The sequence below is a fragment of the Pseudomonas sp. NS1(2017) genome, assembly GCF_002269425.1.
GTDB classification, from domain to species: domain Bacteria; phylum Pseudomonadota; class Gammaproteobacteria; order Pseudomonadales; family Pseudomonadaceae; genus Aquipseudomonas; species Aquipseudomonas reactans.
On record NZ_CP022960.1, the window covers coordinates 2,754,875 to 2,773,140 of the forward strand.

The 18,266-nt window shown below is 60.6% G+C and carries 21 protein-coding genes; 17 read left to right on the top strand and 4 right to left on the bottom strand.

The window, feature by feature from the left end:
* The 9 genes from CI807_RS31570 to CI807_RS13045 all read left to right on the top strand — a co-directional run.
* On the top strand, positions 1 to 267 hold a 267-nt coding region (locus CI807_RS31570), incomplete at its 5' end, for a hypothetical protein (RefSeq protein WP_218239536.1).
* Positions 193 to 1,288, top strand: a protein-coding gene (gene prfB, locus CI807_RS13005) for a peptide chain release factor 2 (RefSeq protein ID WP_100215725.1) whose coding sequence is annotated in 2 segments (ribosomal slippage) — positions 193 to 264 and positions 266 to 1,288 — 1,095 coding nt in all. Because the reading frame shifts where the segments join, the coding sequence is not laid out codon by codon here. The genes CI807_RS31570 and prfB, both read left to right, overlap by 75 nt.
* Before the next feature lie 31 nt (positions 1,289 to 1,319).
* Entirely contained in the window at positions 1,320 to 2,819 is a 1,500-nt protein-coding gene (gene lysS, locus CI807_RS13010; protein ID WP_038849273.1) for a lysine--tRNA ligase, read from the top strand.
* Between the two features lie 106 nt (positions 2,820 to 2,925).
* On the top strand, positions 2,926 to 3,642 hold the full coding sequence (locus CI807_RS13015; protein ID WP_016979842.1) for a TetR/AcrR family transcriptional regulator: 717 nt from the start codon (positions 2,926 to 2,928) through the stop codon (positions 3,640 to 3,642).
* Positions 3,643 to 3,658: 16 nt separating this feature from the next.
* A complete protein-coding gene (locus tag CI807_RS13020; RefSeq protein WP_095014931.1) occupies positions 3,659 to 4,207 on the top strand; it encodes a hypothetical protein in 549 nt (182 codons plus the stop codon).
* Between the two features lie 21 nt (positions 4,208 to 4,228).
* The gene (locus CI807_RS13025) at positions 4,229 to 5,506 is read left to right on the top strand and encodes a flavohemoglobin expression-modulating QEGLA motif protein (protein WP_016979845.1); all 1,278 of its coding nucleotides are present in this window, start codon (positions 4,229 to 4,231) and stop codon (positions 5,504 to 5,506) included.
* 145 nt (positions 5,507 to 5,651) lie between these two features.
* Positions 5,652 to 6,557, top strand: a complete 906-nt coding sequence (locus CI807_RS13035; RefSeq protein WP_095014932.1) for an alpha/beta hydrolase — start codon at positions 5,652 to 5,654, stop codon at positions 6,555 to 6,557.
* Positions 6,554 to 6,880, top strand: a complete 327-nt coding sequence (locus CI807_RS13040) for a hypothetical protein (RefSeq protein WP_016979848.1) — start codon at positions 6,554 to 6,556, stop codon at positions 6,878 to 6,880. Before CI807_RS13035 ends, CI807_RS13040 begins: the two co-directional genes overlap by 4 nt.
* 93 nt (positions 6,881 to 6,973) lie before the next feature.
* Positions 6,974 to 7,231 carry a hypothetical protein gene (locus tag CI807_RS13045; RefSeq protein ID WP_157742023.1) on the top strand — a complete coding sequence of 86 codons (258 nt, stop codon included), beginning with the start codon at positions 6,974 to 6,976 and terminating at the stop codon, positions 7,229 to 7,231.
* A gap of 46 nt (positions 7,232 to 7,277) precedes the next feature.
* On the opposite strand, the gene CI807_RS13050 is transcribed toward CI807_RS13045, so the two are convergent.
* The 3 genes from CI807_RS13050 to CI807_RS13060 all read right to left on the bottom strand — a co-directional run bounded on the left by CI807_RS13050 (position 7,278) and on the right by CI807_RS13060 (position 9,162).
* The gene (locus CI807_RS13050) at positions 7,278 to 8,063 is read right to left on the bottom strand and encodes an OmpA family protein (protein ID WP_095014934.1); all 786 of its coding nucleotides are present in this window, start codon (positions 8,061 to 8,063) and stop codon (positions 7,278 to 7,280) included.
* Positions 8,064 to 8,118: 55 nt separating this feature from the next.
* Positions 8,119 to 8,544: a DUF4398 domain-containing protein gene (locus tag CI807_RS13055; protein ID WP_010212621.1), complete on the bottom strand. Its 426-nt coding sequence runs from the start codon at positions 8,542 to 8,544 to the stop codon at positions 8,119 to 8,121.
* Positions 8,545 to 8,817: 273 nt separating this feature from the next.
* Positions 8,818 to 9,162 (bottom strand): hypothetical protein, encoded by a 345-nt coding sequence (locus tag CI807_RS13060; protein ID WP_033902821.1) that lies wholly within the window; start codon positions 9,160 to 9,162, stop codon positions 8,818 to 8,820.
* A 185-nt stretch (positions 9,163 to 9,347) separates the two neighbouring features.
* On the opposite strand from CI807_RS13060, the gene ppc reads away from it, so the two are divergent.
* The 7 genes from ppc (at position 9,348) to CI807_RS13095 (ending at position 16,548) form a co-directional block, all read left to right on the top strand.
* Positions 9,348 to 11,975: a phosphoenolpyruvate carboxylase gene (gene ppc, locus CI807_RS13065; protein WP_095014935.1), complete on the top strand. Its 2,628-nt coding sequence runs from the start codon at positions 9,348 to 9,350 to the stop codon at positions 11,973 to 11,975.
* Positions 11,976 to 12,254: 279 nt separating this feature from the next.
* Positions 12,255 to 12,902 (top strand): adenylate kinase, encoded by a 648-nt coding sequence (gene adk / locus CI807_RS13070; protein ID WP_010212617.1) that lies wholly within the window; start codon positions 12,255 to 12,257, stop codon positions 12,900 to 12,902.
* Between the two features lie 91 nt (positions 12,903 to 12,993).
* Positions 12,994 to 13,680: a tRNA (adenosine(37)-N6)-threonylcarbamoyltransferase complex dimerization subunit type 1 TsaB gene (tsaB, locus tag CI807_RS13075; RefSeq protein WP_095014936.1), complete on the top strand. Its 687-nt coding sequence runs from the start codon at positions 12,994 to 12,996 to the stop codon at positions 13,678 to 13,680.
* 160 nt (positions 13,681 to 13,840) lie between these two features.
* Positions 13,841 to 14,131: a hypothetical protein gene (locus CI807_RS13080; RefSeq protein ID WP_016979856.1), complete on the top strand. Its 291-nt coding sequence runs from the start codon at positions 13,841 to 13,843 to the stop codon at positions 14,129 to 14,131.
* A complete protein-coding gene (locus tag CI807_RS13085) occupies positions 14,131 to 14,991 on the top strand; it encodes a DUF72 domain-containing protein (RefSeq protein WP_095014937.1) in 861 nt (286 codons plus the stop codon). Before CI807_RS13080 ends, CI807_RS13085 begins: the two co-directional genes overlap by 1 nt.
* Before the next feature lie 27 nt (positions 14,992 to 15,018).
* Positions 15,019 to 15,846, top strand: coding sequence for an oxaloacetate decarboxylase (locus CI807_RS13090; protein WP_095014938.1), 828 nt, complete (start codon positions 15,019 to 15,021; stop codon positions 15,844 to 15,846).
* 3 nt (positions 15,847 to 15,849) lie between these two features.
* Positions 15,850 to 16,548: an extensin family protein gene (locus CI807_RS13095; protein ID WP_095014939.1), complete on the top strand. Its 699-nt coding sequence runs from the start codon at positions 15,850 to 15,852 to the stop codon at positions 16,546 to 16,548.
* 3 nt (positions 16,549 to 16,551) lie between these two features.
* Here the strand turns inward: CI807_RS13095 and CI807_RS13100 are convergent, their stop codons facing one another.
* Complete coding sequence (locus tag CI807_RS13100; RefSeq protein ID WP_095014940.1) at positions 16,552 to 17,172, bottom strand: energy transducer TonB; 621 nt, start codon at positions 17,170 to 17,172, stop codon at positions 16,552 to 16,554.
* A gap of 96 nt (positions 17,173 to 17,268) precedes the next feature.
* On the opposite strand from CI807_RS13100, the gene CI807_RS13105 reads away from it, so the two are divergent.
* The gene (locus CI807_RS13105; protein ID WP_095014941.1) at positions 17,269 to 18,051 is read left to right on the top strand and encodes a class I SAM-dependent methyltransferase; all 783 of its coding nucleotides are present in this window, start codon (positions 17,269 to 17,271) and stop codon (positions 18,049 to 18,051) included.
* Positions 18,052 to 18,266: the final 215 nt, after the last annotated feature.

An 18,266-nucleotide genomic window follows, 5' to 3' on the forward strand; every position in this document is an offset into this window, starting at 1 on the left:
CCTTTTGGTTACTTTTGGGGCTCTTTTCCAAAAGTGACCCGCCGTAAGGGCGGAACCATAAGTAGCCGTTACCTAAATAACGGATATGCCCCCCACCAACCCCAACCCTTTTCGCCCAGCGGACTGCCGCTCCCCCCCATTTCCCGTTATACTCGCCGGCTTTCAAAAGTTCGCCAACGAGTGCTGCCCGCCATGGAAATCAACCCGATCCTTAACACCATCAAGGACCTGTCCGAGCGCTCCGAAACTATTCGGGGGTATCTTTGACTACGATCAAAAGCATGAGCGTCTGACCGAAGTCAATCGCGAGCTTGAAGATCCTGCTGTCTGGAACAAACCTGAATACGCCCAGGAACTGGGCCGCGAGCGCGCTGCGCTGGCGCAGATCGTCGATACCCTTGACGAACTGAACACCGGTCTGGCCGATTGCCGCGACCTGCTGGACATGGCCGTCGAAGAAAACGACGAAGGCGCAGTGGGCGATGTCGTCGCCGAGCTGGCCCGTCTCGAGGAAAACCTCGCCAAACTCGAATTCCGTCGCATGTTCAGCCACGAGATGGACCCGAACAACGCCTACCTGGACATCCAGGCCGGTTCCGGCGGCACCGAGGCCCAGGACTGGGCAAACATCCTGCTGCGCATGTACCTGCGCTGGGCCGACAAGCGCGGTTTCGAAGCGACCATCATGGAACTGTCCGCCGGTGAAGTCGCCGGTATCAAGGGCGCGACCGTGCACATCAAGGGCGAATACGCCTTTGGTTGGTTGCGTACCGAGATCGGCGTACACCGCCTGGTACGCAAGAGCCCGTTCGACTCCGGCAACCGTCGCCACACCTCGTTCTCCGCCGTTTTCGTCTCGCCAGAGATCGACGACAAGGTGGAAATCGAGATCAACCCGGCCGACCTGCGCATCGACACCTACCGCTCCTCCGGTGCCGGTGGTCAGCACGTAAACACCACCGACTCGGCCGTACGTATTACCCACGTACCGACCAACACCGTGGTCAGCTGCCAGAACGAACGTTCCCAGCACGCCAACAAGGACACCGCCATGAAAATGCTGCGGGCCAAGTTGTATGAGCAGGAAATGCAGAAACGCAACGCCGCATCGCAAGCGCTGGAAGACACCAAGTCGGATATCGGCTGGGGTCACCAGATCCGCTCTTATGTGCTCGATGCGTCGCGGATCAAGGATCTGCGCACTAACATCGAACGCAGCGATTGTGACAAGGTACTCGACGGTGATATCGACGAATACCTTGAAGCCAGCCTGAAATCGGGCCTGTAACACCCCAATCTGTGATGGAAAATTTAAAGACATGAGCGACCAACAACTCGACCAGGCCCTGCAACAGGAAGAAAACTCCCTGATCGCCCTGCGCAAGGAAAAGCTTGCTGCCGAGCGCGCCAAGGGCAATGCCTTCCCCAACGACTTCCGTCGCGAAAACTACTGCGATGCCTTGCAGAAGCAATACGCGGACAAGACCAAGGAAGAGCTGGCAGAGGCTGCGATCCCGGTCAAGGTGGCAGGTCGCATCATGCTCAACCGTGGCTCGTTCATGGTGATCCAGGACATGACCGGTCGCATCCAGGTTTACGTCAACCGCAAGACCTTGCCGGAAGAAACCCTGGCCTCGGTGAAAACCTGGGACATGGGCGACATCATCGCCGCCGAAGGTACCCTGGCCCGTTCCGGCAAGGGCGACCTGTATGTGGAAATGACCAACGTGCGCCTGCTGACCAAGTCGCTGCGCCCTCTGCCGGACAAGCACCACGGCCTGACCGACACCGAACAACGCTACCGCCAGCGCTACGTTGACCTGATCGTCAACGAAGAAGTGCGCCACACCTTCCGTGTGCGCTCGCAAGTGATCGCGCACATCCGTACCTTCCTGATGCAGCGTGACTTCCTGGAAGTGGAAACCCCGATGCTGCAGACCATCCCCGGTGGTGCCGCAGCCAAGCCGTTCGAAACCCACCACAATGCGCTGGACATGGAAATGTTCCTGCGTATCGCGCCGGAGCTGTACCTCAAGCGTCTGGTTGTTGGCGGCTTCGAAAAAGTATTCGAGATCAACCGCAACTTCCGTAACGAAGGCGTCTCGACCCGTCACAACCCAGAATTCACCATGTTGGAGTTCTACCAGGCCTACGCCGACTACGAAGACAACATGGACCTGACCGAAGAACTGTTCCGCGAGCTGGCGCAGCTGGTCCTGGGCAGCACCGACGTGCCGTACGGCGACAAGGTGTTCCACTTCGGCGAGCCGTTCGTGCGTCTGTCGGTATTCGACTCGATCCTCAAGTACAACCCTGAGCTGACCGCCGACGATCTGAACGACATCGACAAGGCTCGCGCCATCGCCAAGAAAGCCGGCGCCAAGGTGCTGGGCTTCGAAGGCCTGGGCAAATTGCAGGTGATGATTTTCGAAGAGCTGGTCGAGCACAAGCTGGAACAGCCGCACTTCATTACCCAGTACCCGTTCGAAGTGTCGCCGCTGGCCCGTCGCAACGATGACAACCCGAACGTCACCGACCGTTTCGAGCTGTTCATCGGCGGCCGCGAAATCGCCAATGCCTACTCTGAGTTGAACGACGCGGAAGACCAGGCCGAGCGCTTCATGGCCCAGGTGGCCGACAAGGACGCCGGCGATGACGAAGCCATGCACTACGATGCTGACTTCGTCCGCGCCCTGGAATATGGCATGCCGCCAACCGCCGGTGAAGGTATCGGCATCGACCGTCTGGTGATGCTGTTGACCAATTCGCCGTCGATCCGCGACGTGATCTTGTTCCCGCACATGCGGCCACAAGCGTAACCGAAGCGAAATCCGAAGCCGCCTTTTATAAGGCGGCTTTTTTATGTGGCGTCTTTAAGCGTCAAGCAAACAGCGCCAGGTTTTGATCTATTCAAGGATGTGAGTCGTGAACCGCGTAACCGCTCAAGAAGGCGCCGCCGGCATTGCCGCTGCCGTGGCTGAAAGCGTCCAGTACCAGGGCCGCAAGGCCAGTCGTCGGGGTAGCGAGCAACGCAGACAAGACATTCTCGATGCAGCCATGCGCATTGTGGTGCGTGATGGTGTGCGGGCTGTGCGCCATCGCGCGGTGGCGGCGGAGGCGGGGGTGCCGTTGTCGGCCACCACCTACTATTTCAAGGACATCGACGATCTGCTCACCGATACCTTCGCCCAATACGTCGAACGCAGCGCCGCCTTCATGGGCAAGCTGTGGGTGCGCAACGAAGGTCTGCTGCGCGAGATGGTCGCCTATGGCGATGGCAGCCCGCAGTCACGTTCGCAACTGGCGGATGATATTGCGCGCCTGACTGCCGATTACGTCTTGCGCCAGCTGACCAACCGTCGTGAACACCTGATGGCCGAGCAGGCGTTCCGTCAGGAAGCCTTGCTCAACCCGCGTCTGGCCGAGTTGGTACGTTCCCACCAGCAGATTCTGTTGCAGGGCACCGGGCAGTTTTTCCAGGTGCTGGGCTCCCGTGAGCCACAACAGGATGCCAAAGTGTTGACGGCGATAATCAGTCGGATGGAATATCAGGGCCTGCTGGGCGGCGCAGAGCCTCTGACCGGTGAAGAGATGCTTGAGATTCTCAAGCGTTACATGCATTTGGTGTTGGCCTCGGTCTGACACCGGGGGAAGTCCAATGAAAACCTGGCGTGTGGCTGTAATCGCCTTGTCGTTCCTGCTGCTCAGCGGTTGCCTGGTGACTTTCAAGGACCCGCTGCCGGCCCATGAAGCCGCGCCGCAGGCTCTGCTGGGCCAATGGTCGAGCAAAAATGCTTGGGGCGAGCCGCTCAACCTGCACATCAGTTCCGTTGGTGAGCACCGTTACAAAGCCGTGAGCTACCCTACAGCCAAGCCGGGCCAGCGTGATGAGTACCGGTTCAGCGTTTCGCGCCATGGCAGCCGTTGGTATTTGTCGGCGCCGCTGCCGGCCAAGCTCGGTGGGCATTTCATCCTCGCGGGCTTCGAAATCAACGAAAAGCATGAATTGGTGGTCTACAACCTCGACCTGGAGCAGATCCATCAAGCCATCGGCCAAAAGGCGTTGCACGGCAGTACCGTGGAAACCGTCGAAGGTGCTGGCGTGTTGGTGGACAGCCCCTTGGACCAGGTGTTTGCCTACCTGGATGACCCGGCCAACGCCGATGTATTCGTGGAAGCCGTGCGCTACCAGCGCGCGGGCAAATAACGTTTAAAGAGGAAGCACCGGGTGGACGATTACCAGCAGACGATACGCACCTTGTCTGATCGCATTGTGCTGGCGCAAACACCGATTCGCGTCCTCGACGCCGTGAAGTGGGACGACACCATTCGCCAGGGTTTCCTCAAGGCCAAGGGCAAGGAAATGCCGGCGGTGAGCCGCGACTATTACCTGAACAGGCCGCTGTCATTCGACCCCAGTGCCGTGAAGCTGGAGTTCCAGAACATCGAGCGCGACATCACCCGTCGCCTCGGCCAGTTCAGCCCGGTGGGGCAGATCATGCGCCGCATGTGCAAGGAATACCGCATGGTGGTGCGCATGCTCGAAGCGCGCGGCACCGAGGATTTCGGGCTGATTTCCCAGGAGCTTTATGGCGCCGCCTCCGATGCGTTTCACGCCGGCGACCCGACGCTGGCCGACCTGGGTCTGATGCTTTCGGACTACCTGAACAATATCGACGGCCGTGGTGACCTCAAAGATGAAGCCAAGACCCTCACCGCGAAGGACGCCGTGGCCCTGCTGCAAACCCGCCTGAACAAAGTGTTTGGCGAGGCCGAAGAGACCATCCGCGTGTTCGAGTCCGACGGTATAGTCGCCGACGCGGCGGCGGGTGCCGACTACATCAAGATTCGCGCCGATGCGATGTTCAACGACCGCGACGTGCGTGCCCTGGAAGTGCATGAAGGCCTGGTGCATGTCGGCACCACCTTGAATGGCCAGAACCAGCCGATCTGCACCTTCCTGTCCAAAGGCCCGCCGTCGTCCACCGTGACCCAGGAAGGCCTGGCGATCCTGATGGAAATCATCACCTTCGCCTCCTACCCGAGCCGCCTGCGCAAGCTGACCAACCGCACCCGCGCCATCCATATGGTGGAAGAGGGCGCCGACTTCCTGCAGGTGTTCGAGTTCTTCCGCGAACAAGGCTTTGAAATGGCCGAAAGCTACGGCAACGCCAGTCGCGTTTTCCGTGGCTCGGTGCCGACCGGTCTGCCGTTTACCAAGGATTTGTCCTACCTCAAGGGCTTTATCATGGTCTACAACTACATCCAGCTCGCCGTGCGCAAAGGCAAGCTGGAACAAGTGCCGCTGCTGTTCTGCGGCAAGACCACCCTGGAAGACATGCGTACCCTGCGCCAACTGGTGGACGAAGGCCTGGTGGTACCGCCCAAGTACCTGCCGGAGCAGTTCCGCGACATGAATGCACTGGCGGCGTGGATGTGTTTCTCCAACTTCCTCAACCACTTGAGCCTGGATCGGATCGAGGCGGATTACTCCAATATCCTTTAATTACCGTCTTCCTTGTAGGAGCGAGCTTGCTCGCGAAGAAACTTAAGGCGCCGCGTGCTTTCAGGGGACCCGCGTTATCGTTGACGTTTTTCGCGAGCAAGCTCGCTCCTACAGGAGGGCGCTATTTCTGATGAGGCTTCAACGGATGAGAATCCTCGGCATTGTGTGCCTGCTACTCACATTGAACGGCTGCAGCTCGCTGCTGTTCTATCCCGAGCCCGGCCTGCCGTTCACGCCGGAAAAAGCCCACCTGCACTACCGCGACGTCACCTTGACCACCGCTGACGGCGTGAAGCTCCACGCCTGGTGGCTGCCGGCCAAACCCGGTGTGCCGCTCAAGGGCACGGTGTTGCATTTGCACGGTAACGGCGGCAACCTGGCCTGGCATCTGGGCGGCAGTTGGTGGTTGCCCGAACAAGGCTATCAAGTGCTGCTGCTGGACTATCGCGGCTATGGCTTGTCGGAAGGCAAACCCTCGCTGCCCGCGATCTATCAGGATGTGGACGCGGCGTTCCGCTGGATCGACAAGGCGCCTGAAACCCAGGGCCAACCGCTGATCGTCCTCGGACAAAGCCTGGGCGGGGCGTTGGCGGTGCACTATCTGGCGGCCCATCCTGAGCGCCAGTCCCAGCTCAAAGCGCTGGTGCTGGACGGTGTGCCTGCCAGTTATCGTGATGTAGGACAATTCGCCCTGAGTACCTCCTGGTTAACATGGCCATTCCAGGTGCCCCTGTCCTGGCTGGTGCCGGACGGCGACAGTGCGATCCATGCGATGCCCCAACTCACCGGTGTGCCGAAGTTGTTGTTCCACAGCCTGGATGACCCGATTGTGCCCGTGGCCAATGGCATCCGCCTCTATCAGGCCGCACCGCCGCCACGGGTGTTGCAGCTGACCCGGGGTGGGCATGTGCAGACCTTTGCCGACAAGACCTGGCAAACCGTGATGCTGCGCTACCTGGACGACCCGCAGCACTTCAACGGCTTGCGCCGCCTGGGCGAAATTCCGAACTACCCCATTCCTAAAGTTGATTCATCAGAGAGCCCGCAATGAGCGAAGAACGCAACATGATCCCGCTGATCCTCACCGGCATCGGCACCATCATCGGCACCGTCGGCTGCCTGTGGTTCTACGGTTACCTGCACTTCGCCAAGCCGGAAGATGCGTTGCTGCTAAGCGACTTCACCATGCTCAAGACCGTGCCGGGCGAGGACTACAAGATCTCCCTGACCCCGGCTGCGCAAGTGGCGCAGTGCGTGGATGGCGTGCTGGTGATGTTCGATACGGAGCAGAAAGGTCTGACGGGTGTGCTCGTGAACAATAAGAAACAGGCGGTGCGTTGCATGGGCCAGGAGACGCCGCAACTGCAGCAATAACCGAGACAGGCGGAACCATATTTCGTACGAGACCACTGATGGGAGTGTCAGCAAAACTGAGACACAACTTCCTTGATCGTGGACTTACGGAGCGTGAATATGGTGGATGGTATCGGTAGTGTGGGGAATATGGTCGGCAGCCTATTTGGTGGTATGGACCAGATGCAGCAGGCGGGTGGCCAGCAGAAGCAGCAGTTGGACCCGGAAATGCTGAAGAAGATGCTGGAAGAGATGTTGGCCGGTGGGAGTGGTGGCCAGGGCGGCGGCGGTGGTAATGATCCTCAGGCCGAAGGCCAGCGTCAGCAAATCCAGATACCCCAAATGAACAGCGGCCAAGTTAACTTCATGTAAATAAAAGAACCCCGCCGAAGTGCGGGGTTCTTTTTACAGCAATCGATCAGTTGGCAACGGAAGAGCGTGGAGCAACTGGCTGATTGTCGTTGGAGATGGTCACTTCAACGCGGCGATTCATGGCACGGCCGGAGACGCTGCCGTTATCGGCAACCGGGTATTCCTTGCCGTAACCCTGAGTCACGATGCGCGAGATGTCCACGCCTTGCTGAGCCAGCGCACGTTGCACGGACGCTGCACGACGCTCGGACAGGCTCTGGTTGTACGAATCGGAACCGGTGCTGTCGGTGTAGCCTTCGACGATCACCTTGCGGTCCGGGTTGTCGCGCAGGAACTGAGCCAGTTTGGTGATGTTCACCAGTCCGCTGGATTTCAGGTCGGACTTGTTGGTTGCGAACAACACATCACCAAACGTCACCAGGGTGCCGCGGTCGGTTTGCTTGGCGTTCAAACTGTTTTGCAGTTGTTTGATCTGTGCATCACGGGCATCCAGCAGAGCGCGAGCCCGTTCGTCGCCGGCGTTTTTCAGCTTGGCTTCGGATTCCCGCAGTACGATGGTGTCTTTGGCCACTTCAACGCGCTGGTTGGTCAGGTAAGCCAGTTGGTCGACTTTCTTCTCGTCTTCCTTATCGCGGTAGGCCTTGTCAGCCTTATCCAGCCATTCGCTGGCGTCCTTGGTTTCAAGGGCCGCGAGCTTGGTGGCTTGCGGGTTGGTCTGCAGGGAGGAGAAGTTGGTCCGCGCGTTTTCCAGGTTCGCGTTCGGCGGAGTGGAGCAGGCCGCCAGTGCAACGCTCATCGCCAGCAGGGCAGGGATCATCAATTGTTTACGCATAGTCGTGTCGTCCTTTCAATTCTTTATCGGGTGCGATTGGGTCACAGGAAGCGTCTTACTTCTGCTGGATAGCAGCCGGGCGCATGCCTTCCTTACGCAACTCATCAACAGCCTTCTGGGAATCCTTCACAGCCTGTTCAGCCTTGGCAGCCTGGGCCTTGCGCTCTGCGACACGTGCGTCCCACTCAGCTTGTTCAGCCAACTGGCGAGCTTTGTCGTAGTTCTTGTCGTGCATGGCAATTTCGGCTTCTTTGAGCTTGTCCTGGGCCGACTTCATTTCCACCGCTGCGTACTCAGTACCGCCGGCGCTGACAGCGCTGTTCACGGCGGACTGGGTGACCGCGTACTGCTCGGTCGGAGGGTTGCCGGCACAGCCCGCCAGAACGAAGCTGGTGCCGATTGCCAGCGCGGCCAATTTGAGCCCGCGCAGGTGGTTAAACGAGGATTTGGCAGTGCTGGTCTTCATCGTCTTCAACTCCATTGGATAACTCCTGATAAACATCAAAATCCATGTCACTGGTCTGCGGCGGCGGGCTGTGCACTGATGCGCAAATTGCCCTTTAAAACGACCGTTCCAAGTGATGGCTTACTGGCTGTGACCGGAGGCTTTTTTCAAAAGTTCAGAGAAGATGGCGATTTGCCTAAAAAAATATTTGACTGATTGGTCAGCGTAAAAAAGTTGGAACTTCTGCGTTGCGCAGTGGTACGCCGGGCCCTTGAGGAGCCCGGAATACAGGGGGTTGGTGGGGTTGTGTCAGTGCTTCTGTTCGTCGCTGCTGGCCGACAAATCATGCAGATAGCGTCGCGACAGGGTCAGAAAACGAGGGGTGGGGCCGACGTCTTCGTACAGTGGGTCGCCTTCTTCATCGGTGGCAATGACGTGCTGGCCCTTGATGTAGGGGAAGCTGGCTTCCAGCTCTTCAAGCGCGGCGCCGATCAATTCTCCGAGCAATTCTTCGGGGTGGCGCTTGGGGTACATCTCGGTAATGGCGGCCAGCCGCGCGGCGGACTCCATATCCAGGTGGATGGCGTACTCGGTCTTGGTCAAGCGACCCTTTGCGTTCTCTTCCCAATGCTGGGCCAGTTCTCGAATTTTCATGGCAACCTCAATGAAGCCCGCTTTTAGCAGGCGGTGATGAGTGTCCAGTCGCCTGCGCGGATAAACGCGACGACTTAAGCTTGAGACTAGCTGCAACTCACAAGGTTTAAAGTCTTGTCATAAATCGAGGCTGGCGGCACTCTGGCAAATCTGCGCGTCCCGGATTTCTGGCTGGAGATTGGCTGATGAGTGATATCGATGCACGCTTGCGTGAGGATGTTCACCTGCTGGGTGAACTGTTGGGCAACACCATTCGAGAGCAGTATGGCGATGATTTCCTCGACAAGATCGAGCAGATCCGCAAAGGCGCCAAGGCTGACCGGCGCGGTGCCGGCGATGAACTGAGCACCAGCCTCAACCAGTTGCAGGAAAACGAACTGTTGCCGGTGGCCCGTGCCTTCAACCAGTTCCTCAACCTGGCCAACATTGCCGAGCAGTACCAACTGATCCACCGGCGTGATGAGTCGCAGCCGGCACCGTTCGAATCCCGCGTGTTGCCCGAGTTGCTGGCGCGCCTGCAAAGCGAAGGCCACAGCAACGAATCCCTGGCCCGCCAGTTGGGGCGCCTGGAGATCGAACTGGTCCTCACTGCCCACCCCACCGAAGTGGCGCGCCGCACCCTGATCCAGAAATACGATGCCATCGCCGCGCAATTGGCGGCGCAGGATCACCGCGACCTCACCAGCGCAGAACGCGAGCAGATCCGTCAACGCTTGCAACGCTTGATCGCCGAAGCCTGGCACACCGAAGAAATCCGCCGCACCCGACCCACACCTGTGGACGAAGCCAAGTGGGGCTTCGCGGTGATCGAGCACTCGCTGTGGCACGCGATCCCCAACTATCTGCGCAAGGCTGACCAGGCGCTGCACGCCGCCACCGGTTTGCGCTTGCCCCTGGAGGCCGCACCGATCCGCTTTGCTTCATGGATGGGGGGCGACCGTGACGGCAATCCGAACGTCACGGCACCGGTCACCCGCGAAGTGCTGCTGCTGGCGCGTTGGATGGCCGCCGACCTGTACTTGCGCGATATCGACCACCTGGCCTCTGAACTGTCGATGCAGCAAGCCAGCCCGGCGTTGCAGGCCAAGGTCGGAGACAGCGTCGAGCCTTATCGCGCTTTGCTCAAGCAACTGCGCGAACGCCTGCGCGCCACGCGCCAATGGGCGCATACCGCGTTGAGCAGCAGCACGCCGGCGCCGGCCGAGGTGTTGCAGAACAACCGCGACCTGCTGGAGCCGCTGGAGCTGTGCTACCAGTCACTGCACGAATGCGGCATGGGCGTGATAGCGGATGGGCCTTTGCTCGATTGTCTGCGTCGAGCGGTAACCTTCGGGCTGTTCCTGGTGCGGTTGGACGTGCGTCAGGATTCCAGTCGTCATTCGGCCGCCATGACCGAAATCACCGACTACCTCGGCCTGGGCCGTTACGAGGACTGGAACGAAGAGATGCGTATCAGCTTCCTGATGAAGGAGCTGGCCAACCGTCGACCGCTGTTGCCGGGCTATTTCAAACCGTCGGCGGACACGGCCGAGGTGCTCAACACCTGTAAGGAAATCGCCGCCGCCCCTGCCGCATCCTTGGGTTCGTATGTCATCTCCATGGCCGGCGCTGCGTCGGACGTTTTGGCCGTGCAACTGCTGCTTAAAGAATCGGGCGTGCAACGGCCGATGCGCGTGGTACCGCTGTTCGAAACCCTCGCCGACCTGGATAACGCCGGCCCGGTGATTGAGCAACTGTTGCTGCTGCCGGGCTATCGCGCGCGTTTGCAGGGGCCGCAGGAAGTGATGATCGGCTACTCGGACTCGGCCAAGGACGCCGGCACGACCGCCGCCGCCTGGGCGCAGTACCGGGCGCAGGAGCGCCTGGTGGATATCTGCCGTGAGCAACAAGTGGAACTGCTGTTGTTCCACGGTCGTGGTGGCACCGTGGGGCGTGGCGGTGGCCCGGCTCACGCGGCGATCCTGTCGCAACCGCCGGGCTCGGTGGCAGGGCGGTTCCGCACCACCGAACAGGGCGAGATGATCCGCTTCAAGTTCGGCCTGCCGGATATCGCCGAGCAGAACCTCAACCTTTATCTGGCTGCCGTGTTGGAGGCGACGCTGCTGCCCCCGCCGCCGCCGGAGCCGGCCTGGCGCCATTTGATGGATGAATTGGCGGCAGACGGTGTCAGCGCTTACCGCGCTGTGGTGCGGGAAAATCCGCAGTTCGTCGAGTATTTCCGTCAGTCCACGCCGGAACAGGAGCTGGGGCGCTTGCCCCTGGGCAGTCGCCCGGCCAAGCGTCGTGCGGGCGGGATTGAAAGCTTGCGCGCGATCCCGTGGATCTTCGGCTGGACCCAGACCCGCCTGATGCTGCCGGCCTGGCTTGGCTGGGAGGCAGCGCTGAGCAAGGCTCTGGAGCGCGGCGAAGGCGAGTTGCTGGGGCAGATGCGTGAACAGTGGCCATTCTTCCGTACCCGCATCGACATGCTGGAAATGGTGCTGGCCAAGGCGGATGCCGATATCGCACGCCTGTATGACGAGCGGCTGGTGCAGCCGGACCTGCTGCCATTGGGTGCGCATCTGCGCGACCTATTGTCGCAGGCGTGCAACGTGGTGCTTGGCCTGACTGGCCAGTCGCAACTGCTCGCTCATAGCCCAGACACCCTAGAGTTCATCCGACTGCGCAACACCTACCTCGACCCCTTGCACTTACTGCAGGCCGAGTTGCTGGCCCGGTCACGCCAGCAGGAAGCGGCGCAGGACAGCCCTCTGGAACAGGCGCTGCTGGTCTCCGTGGCCGGTATCGCCGCCGGTTTGCGCAACACTGGCTAGGGTTTTTTGCGTGTTCTCAATAGCTTGCAGATAAACCACGGCGGCCGCCCTGAAACGGGTGGCCGGCGTTTGTGGGGCCGGGTTGCACTCAGGCACACCCTACCTATGACGCATGCCCTGCGCGGGTTCCTGCGACTTTTGGCGGCTTGTGTGGTTAAGGCCTGCTGTGTATCTTGATCAGCCTTTGGCCGTTTGGGCGGCCCGAATTCTATTTTTACGCGATTGGCCCACCGCGGCGAATCCGAGCGTCATCTCTATAAAAAATTGAGGAGCACATCAATGCGCGTCATTCTGCTGGGAGCTCCCGGGGCCGGTAAAGGTACTCAGGCAAAGTTCATCACTGAAAAGTTCGGCATTCCACAAATCTCCACCGGCGACATGCTGCGTGCGGCCGTCAAGGCTGGCACCGAGCTGGGCCTGATCGCCAAGAGCGTGATGGACAGCGGTGGCCTGGTGTCCGATGACTTGATCATCAACCTGGTCAAGGAACGCATCAGCCAGGAAGACTGCAAGAACGGTTTCCTGTTCGACGGCTTCCCACGCACCATTCCCCAGGCTGAAGCCCTGGTGAAGGCCGGCGTTGAGCTGGATGCCGTGGTTGAAATCGCGGTGGAAGATGAAGAGATCGTCCAGCGTATTGCCGGTCGTCGCGTTCACGAGGCCTCTGGCCGCGTGTACCACACCGTCTACAACCCGCCTAAAGTGGAAGGCAAGGACGATGTGACCGGCGAAGACCTGGTGCAGCGTAAAGACGACACCGAAGAAACCGTGCGTCATCGCCTGTCGGTCTACCATTCCCAGACCAAGCCGCTGGTGGACTTCTACCAGAAGCTGTCCGCTGCCCAGGGCAAGCCGAAGTACAGCCACATTCCTGGTGTCGGCTCGGTTGAAGCGATCACCGCCAAAGTGCTGCAAGCACTCAGCTGATCCCTTCATCGGCTTCACGGATAACGGCCCGCTTGCGGGCCGTTGTTGTTTATACTGGCGCACTTTTTTTTCGACCTGGACACCCGCACCGATGAGTACCCTGTTGGCCCTGGACACCGCGACTGAAGCTTGCTCCGTTGCCCTGCTGCACGATGGCAAGGTCACGAGCCACTACGAGGTGATCCCGCGTCTGCACGCGCAGAAGCTGTTGCCGATGATCAAGCAACTGCTGGAAGACGCTGGCACTACGCTGGCTGCGGTGGATGCCATCGCCTTCGGCCGTGGCCCGGGTGCGTTTACCGGTGTGCGTATTGCCATTGGTGTGGTGCAGGGACTGGCATTTGCGTTGGAGCGCCCGGTATTGCCGGTGTCCAACCTGGCCGTACTGGCCCAGCGCGCCTTGCGTGAACATGGCGCTCATCAGGTTGCGGCGGCTATCGATGCACGCATGGATGAGGTGTATTGGGGCTGCTACCGCGAAACGGCAGGCGAGATGCGCCTGGTGGGTGTGGAAGCCGTGCAGTCGCCTGAGTCATCCGTATTGCCAGGTGATGCCAGTGGTGAGTGGTTCGGTGCTGGCACCGGGTGGGGTTATGGTGAGCGCATCGCTGTGCCATTGGTTGGCAGAGACGCGGCGATGTTGCCCCACGCTGAGGATCTATTGACCCTCGCGCGCTTCGCGTTCGAACGGGGAGAGGCGATTCCAGCCGACCAAGCGGCTCCGGTTTACCTGCGCGATAAGGTGGCGCAGACAAAGGCTGAACGCGGGATTATTTGACGTCAAAAATGATGGCAATATGGGGCTAAATTCACCAATCGTCAGAATTTGCCCCCCGTTTTAAACCTTTTTCAAATTATGTGTTCTAGTTATCACCAGAGCATTTGCGCACTACGGACAGTGCTGCCAAAATGCCATTACTGATAGCGAGTTCGCGCCCATGCGTATTGATGGCTTTTCCTCACAGTCCTACCCAATCAAGCGTAAGCCGCGCAAGGCCAACGTCACGGTAGACGAGTCCGTCGAGGATTCGCCAGACTTCATCGAGGTCCAGTCCGACGCACAGGCCAACGCTCAAGCCCGTATCAGTGGTCTTCCCGCCCGTCAGCAAGACATGGTCTTCCCACGCTCCATGAGCAAAAGCGTCGCCACCGCCCTGGCCAGCTACCTGACCACCGCCGGTTTTGTCGAATGGGATATGGAAGTGCTGGGCCTCGACATCCATATCTGATGCGCCTCCCTTACTACCTCGGTTGCCCGTCCTGGAGTGAAAACGCCTGGCGCGAGTACCTGTACCCCGCCGATGCCCGTTCCAGCGACTACCTCGCCCTCTACTCCCAGGTCTTTAACGCCGTTGAAGGCAACACCACGTTCTACGCGCGTCCATCAGCCGCCACGGTGCAACGCTGGGCTGAAATCATGCCCGACGATTTTCGTTTCACGGCCAAGTTTCCCGGTGATATCAGCCACAGTGGCAACCTGATTGAGCAACTGCCGGCTGCGGAAAGCTTTGTGGGCTTGATGAGTCCCCTGGGAGCGCGCGTGTCCCCGCTATGGTTGCAACTGCCCGCGACGTTTACACCGCAGCGTCTGGGGGAGCTGGCAGGCTTCATTGATGGCCTTGAGCGGCCCATGGCGGTGGAAGTGCGTCATTCGGAATTCTTCGCCAAAGGCGACGCCGAGCGCATGCTTAACCGCTTGCTACGGGATCGGGGCGTTGAGCGCATCTGCCTGGACCCCCGCGCATTGTTCAGTTGCACGTCTACATCGGCCGCCGTGCTGCACGCCCAATCGAAAAAGCCCAAGGTGCCGGCACGGCCGGCGGCACTGACGCAGTTTCCCCAAGTGCGTTTTATCGGGCATCCCGAATTGGAAGCCAACGACCCGTTCCTGATGCCGTGGGTGGAAAAAGTCGCCGGTTGGATTGAAGAAGGCCGCACACCCTACGTGTTCCTGCACACTTCGGATAATCGCCTCGCCGCCCAACTGGCGCTGCGTTTCCATGATCAGTTGATGGCCCGCCTGCCGGGCCTGCCCGCATTGCCATTGTTGGATCGTGCCCCCGCCGTGGAGCAACTGGGGTTACTCTAAGACTCCTTTTCCCGCCAGGAGCCAGACATGGATGCGCAAACCCTTCGCGCCGAAACCTTCAAGGCCTTGCACGAGCGTGACCGCGCGTTCGTGATGCCCAACCCGTGGGATGCAGGCTCCGCCGTGATGCTGGCCAGCCTGGGGTTTGAAGCCCTTGCCACCACCAGTGCGGGCTACGCATTCAGCCTGGCGCGCCCGGATGCGGAAGGGGCGTTGTCCCTGGAAGACACCTTGATCAACGCCGGCATGATTGCCAATGCCACGGCGTTGCCGGTAGCGGCGGACCTGGAAAACGGCTTCAGCGACACTCCCGAAGGCTGCGCCCAGACCATCCTGCGTGCCGCCGCCACCGGCATTGTCGGCGGCTCCATTGAAGACGCCACAGGCATTGCCGCTGACCCTATCTATCCTTTCGACCTGTCCGTCGAGCGTGTAGAAGCCGCGGTGGCTGCCGCGCGCAGTCTGCCATTCCCGTTCACCCTGACGGCCCGTGCGGAAAACCTCCTGCATGGTCGCCTGGATTTGCCCGACACCATCCGCCGCTTGCAAGCCTACGCCGAAGCCGGTGCCGACGTGCTGTATGCGCCGGCCCTGCGCAGTGCCGAGGAAGTGCTGGCGGTGGTCAAGGCGGTGGCGCCCAAGCCGGTGAACGTGTTGATGTCCGGCGGCTTGAACCTCAGCGTCGCGCAACTCAGTGCGATGGGTGTGCGGCGGATCAGCGTCGGCTCGGCCCTGGCGTTGGCGGCCTATGGCGAGTTCTATCGTGCCGCCCAGGAAGTGTACGAACTGGGCACGTTCACGTTTACCGAACGCAAGATGCCGTTCAGCCAGGCCAACGAGTTCTTCAAGGGCTAAGGGGTGCGTTTTTTCAAAGTGACAGGCGTGCTGCTGGTCCTGGCGGGAGCCTTTGCCGTTGGCATCTGGCGTGGCTGGGTGCCGCTACCGGCCGATTGGAACCCTTGGGCCCCGCTGGATGTGCGCGCCAGCCCGAATTTGCTCACCCGCTACAAGCTGGGGCGCCTGCAGGATGACCCGGCGTTGTGCGACCAAGTGCTGGAGACCTCGGGCCTGCGCGTCAGCCATCAAGCCGATACGCCCGCTGATGCGGCGTGTCCGCTGCGCAACACCTTGCGCGTTCAGGGGGCCGCGGTTGGCCTGAGCAGCAGTTTTCTCGCCAGTTGCCCGCTGGCGGTGGCGTTCGCCCTGTTCGAGCGTCACAGCCTGCAACCGGCGGCCCAAGCGGTGTTCGGCCAGGCGGTGACGCGGGTCGATCACCTGGGCAGCTTTGCCTGCCGCAATATGTACAACCGCGTCGAAGGGCGAGTCAGCCAGCATGCGTCGGCCAATGCATTGGACATCGCCGGTTTTCGCCTGGCGGGCGGGCGCAGTATCAGTGTGCTCAAAGATTGGCCGGGGGAGGGCGATAAGGCGCGGTTCCTGCGTCAGGTCCGCGACAGTGCCTGCGATGATTTCAACGTGGTGCTGAGCCCGGATTACAACGCCGCGCACCGCAACCATTTCCATCTGGACATGGGGCGTTGGTGGGTGTGTCGCTGAGTATCAGGCGGCCAGTCGCAGGTTCTGGGTGACCAGCGGGCGCGCCCAGTAGTAGTCGAAGTCGAGCGCTTTTTGCTGCGCGACCAACTCTTCGGTCGGGTACGGCGTGGCAGCCGGCGGCAGCAGGTCCAGTTCGAATTCGGCGATGGGCAAGTGCAGTGGGCGTGGCTCCGGCGCCGGGCCTGGCTCTGGCAACGGTTGGCCGGCGGTCAGCACGATTGGGCGGACCCAACCGCTTTCGAAGTTCTGCTGGCGCTGCTGGGCGACGATTTCTTCTTGCGGGAATGGTGTGGCAGCCGGTGGCAGCAGCTCGGTTTCGAACTCGGCGATCGGCAGGAACAGTGGCTCCGGTGGGGCGATTTCGGTGTCTTTCACGTCGCACTCACGCTGGGTGAGGATCTGCGATAACAGGTCGGCGCCGGCGCTGGGCTCTACCGCTGGGTCCGCCGGTGCTGGCGCCTGGGCAGCCAGCGCCTCCGGCATTTCGCCGAGCTGCTCGGCCAATGCCCGGGCGAAGAAGTCCTGCCACACATGACTCACCCCGGCCAGCGCTTGAGTATTGCGCAGGCCGTAGTGGTTGTGGGTCGGCAGTACACCGATGGTTAGGGGAAGAATGTCTGACATTTTTCTCGGTCGACGCTCAGCTCTGGCAAAATACCTGACTGTTGTTTTTATCGGCCGCTGTTTGCCGATCCTTAATATTTTTGAGCGTAGCGATTGATGAGCGAACAACCAGCGGCCAGCCGCATCCAGGTCGAGGCCTTGGGCGAAGGGTTCCAGGGCCGTGCCGAGCAATGGGCGTCACTGCTGGGTTTACCGATGCACCTGGCGGATGCGGACTTTTCCCTGCAAGTGGGGGAGCACGGCCTACAGCTGCAACAGCTCGGGCCTGATGCGCCAGGGCCGGTGCGGGTGGATTTTGTCGAAGGCGGTGCGGCACATCGTCGACTGTACGGTGGTGGCAGCGGGCAGATGATCGCCAAGGCCGTCGGCATCGCCCAAGGCGTGCGCCCACGGGTGCTGGATGCCACGGCCGGCCTGGGCAAGGACGCCTTCGTGCTGGCCAGCCTGGGCTGCGAGATGAGCCTGATCGAGCGCCAGCCGCTGATCGGCGCCTTGCTCGAAGACGGTCTGGCACGTGGCGCGGATGATTTTGAGGTGGCACCGATCGTGGCGCGCATGCAGTTGCTCAAGGGCAACTCCATCGACGTGATGCGCAACTGGGAAGGTGAGCCGCCCCAAGTGATCTACCTCGACCCGATGTTCCCTCACCGTGAGAAAACCGCCTTGGTGAAGAAGGAAATGCGCCTGTTCCGGCCACTGGTGGGGGATGATCCAGACGCACCGGCGCTGTTGGCCGCTGCCCTGGCCTTGGCCAGCCACCGTGTGGTGGTCAAGCGTCCGCGCAAGGCGCCGTGCATCGAAGGGCCTAAGCCGAGCCATGCGTTGGACGGCAAGTCCAGCCGGTATGACATCTACCCCAAGAAGGCGCTTAAACCTTGAATCGCGATACCACGCTGCGCCTCTGGCGAGGGCGCTTGTTAGCGCTGTCTAACTGTAAGCCCACGATCTAACTGTGGGAGCTGGCTTGCCTGCGATGGCGGTGGTACGGTGTACATATCCGTTATTTAGGTAACGGCTGGTATGGGTTCCGCCCTTACGGCGGCTCACTTTGCAAAAGCGGCAAAGTAAGCAAAACGCTCTTGCCCCAACACTCG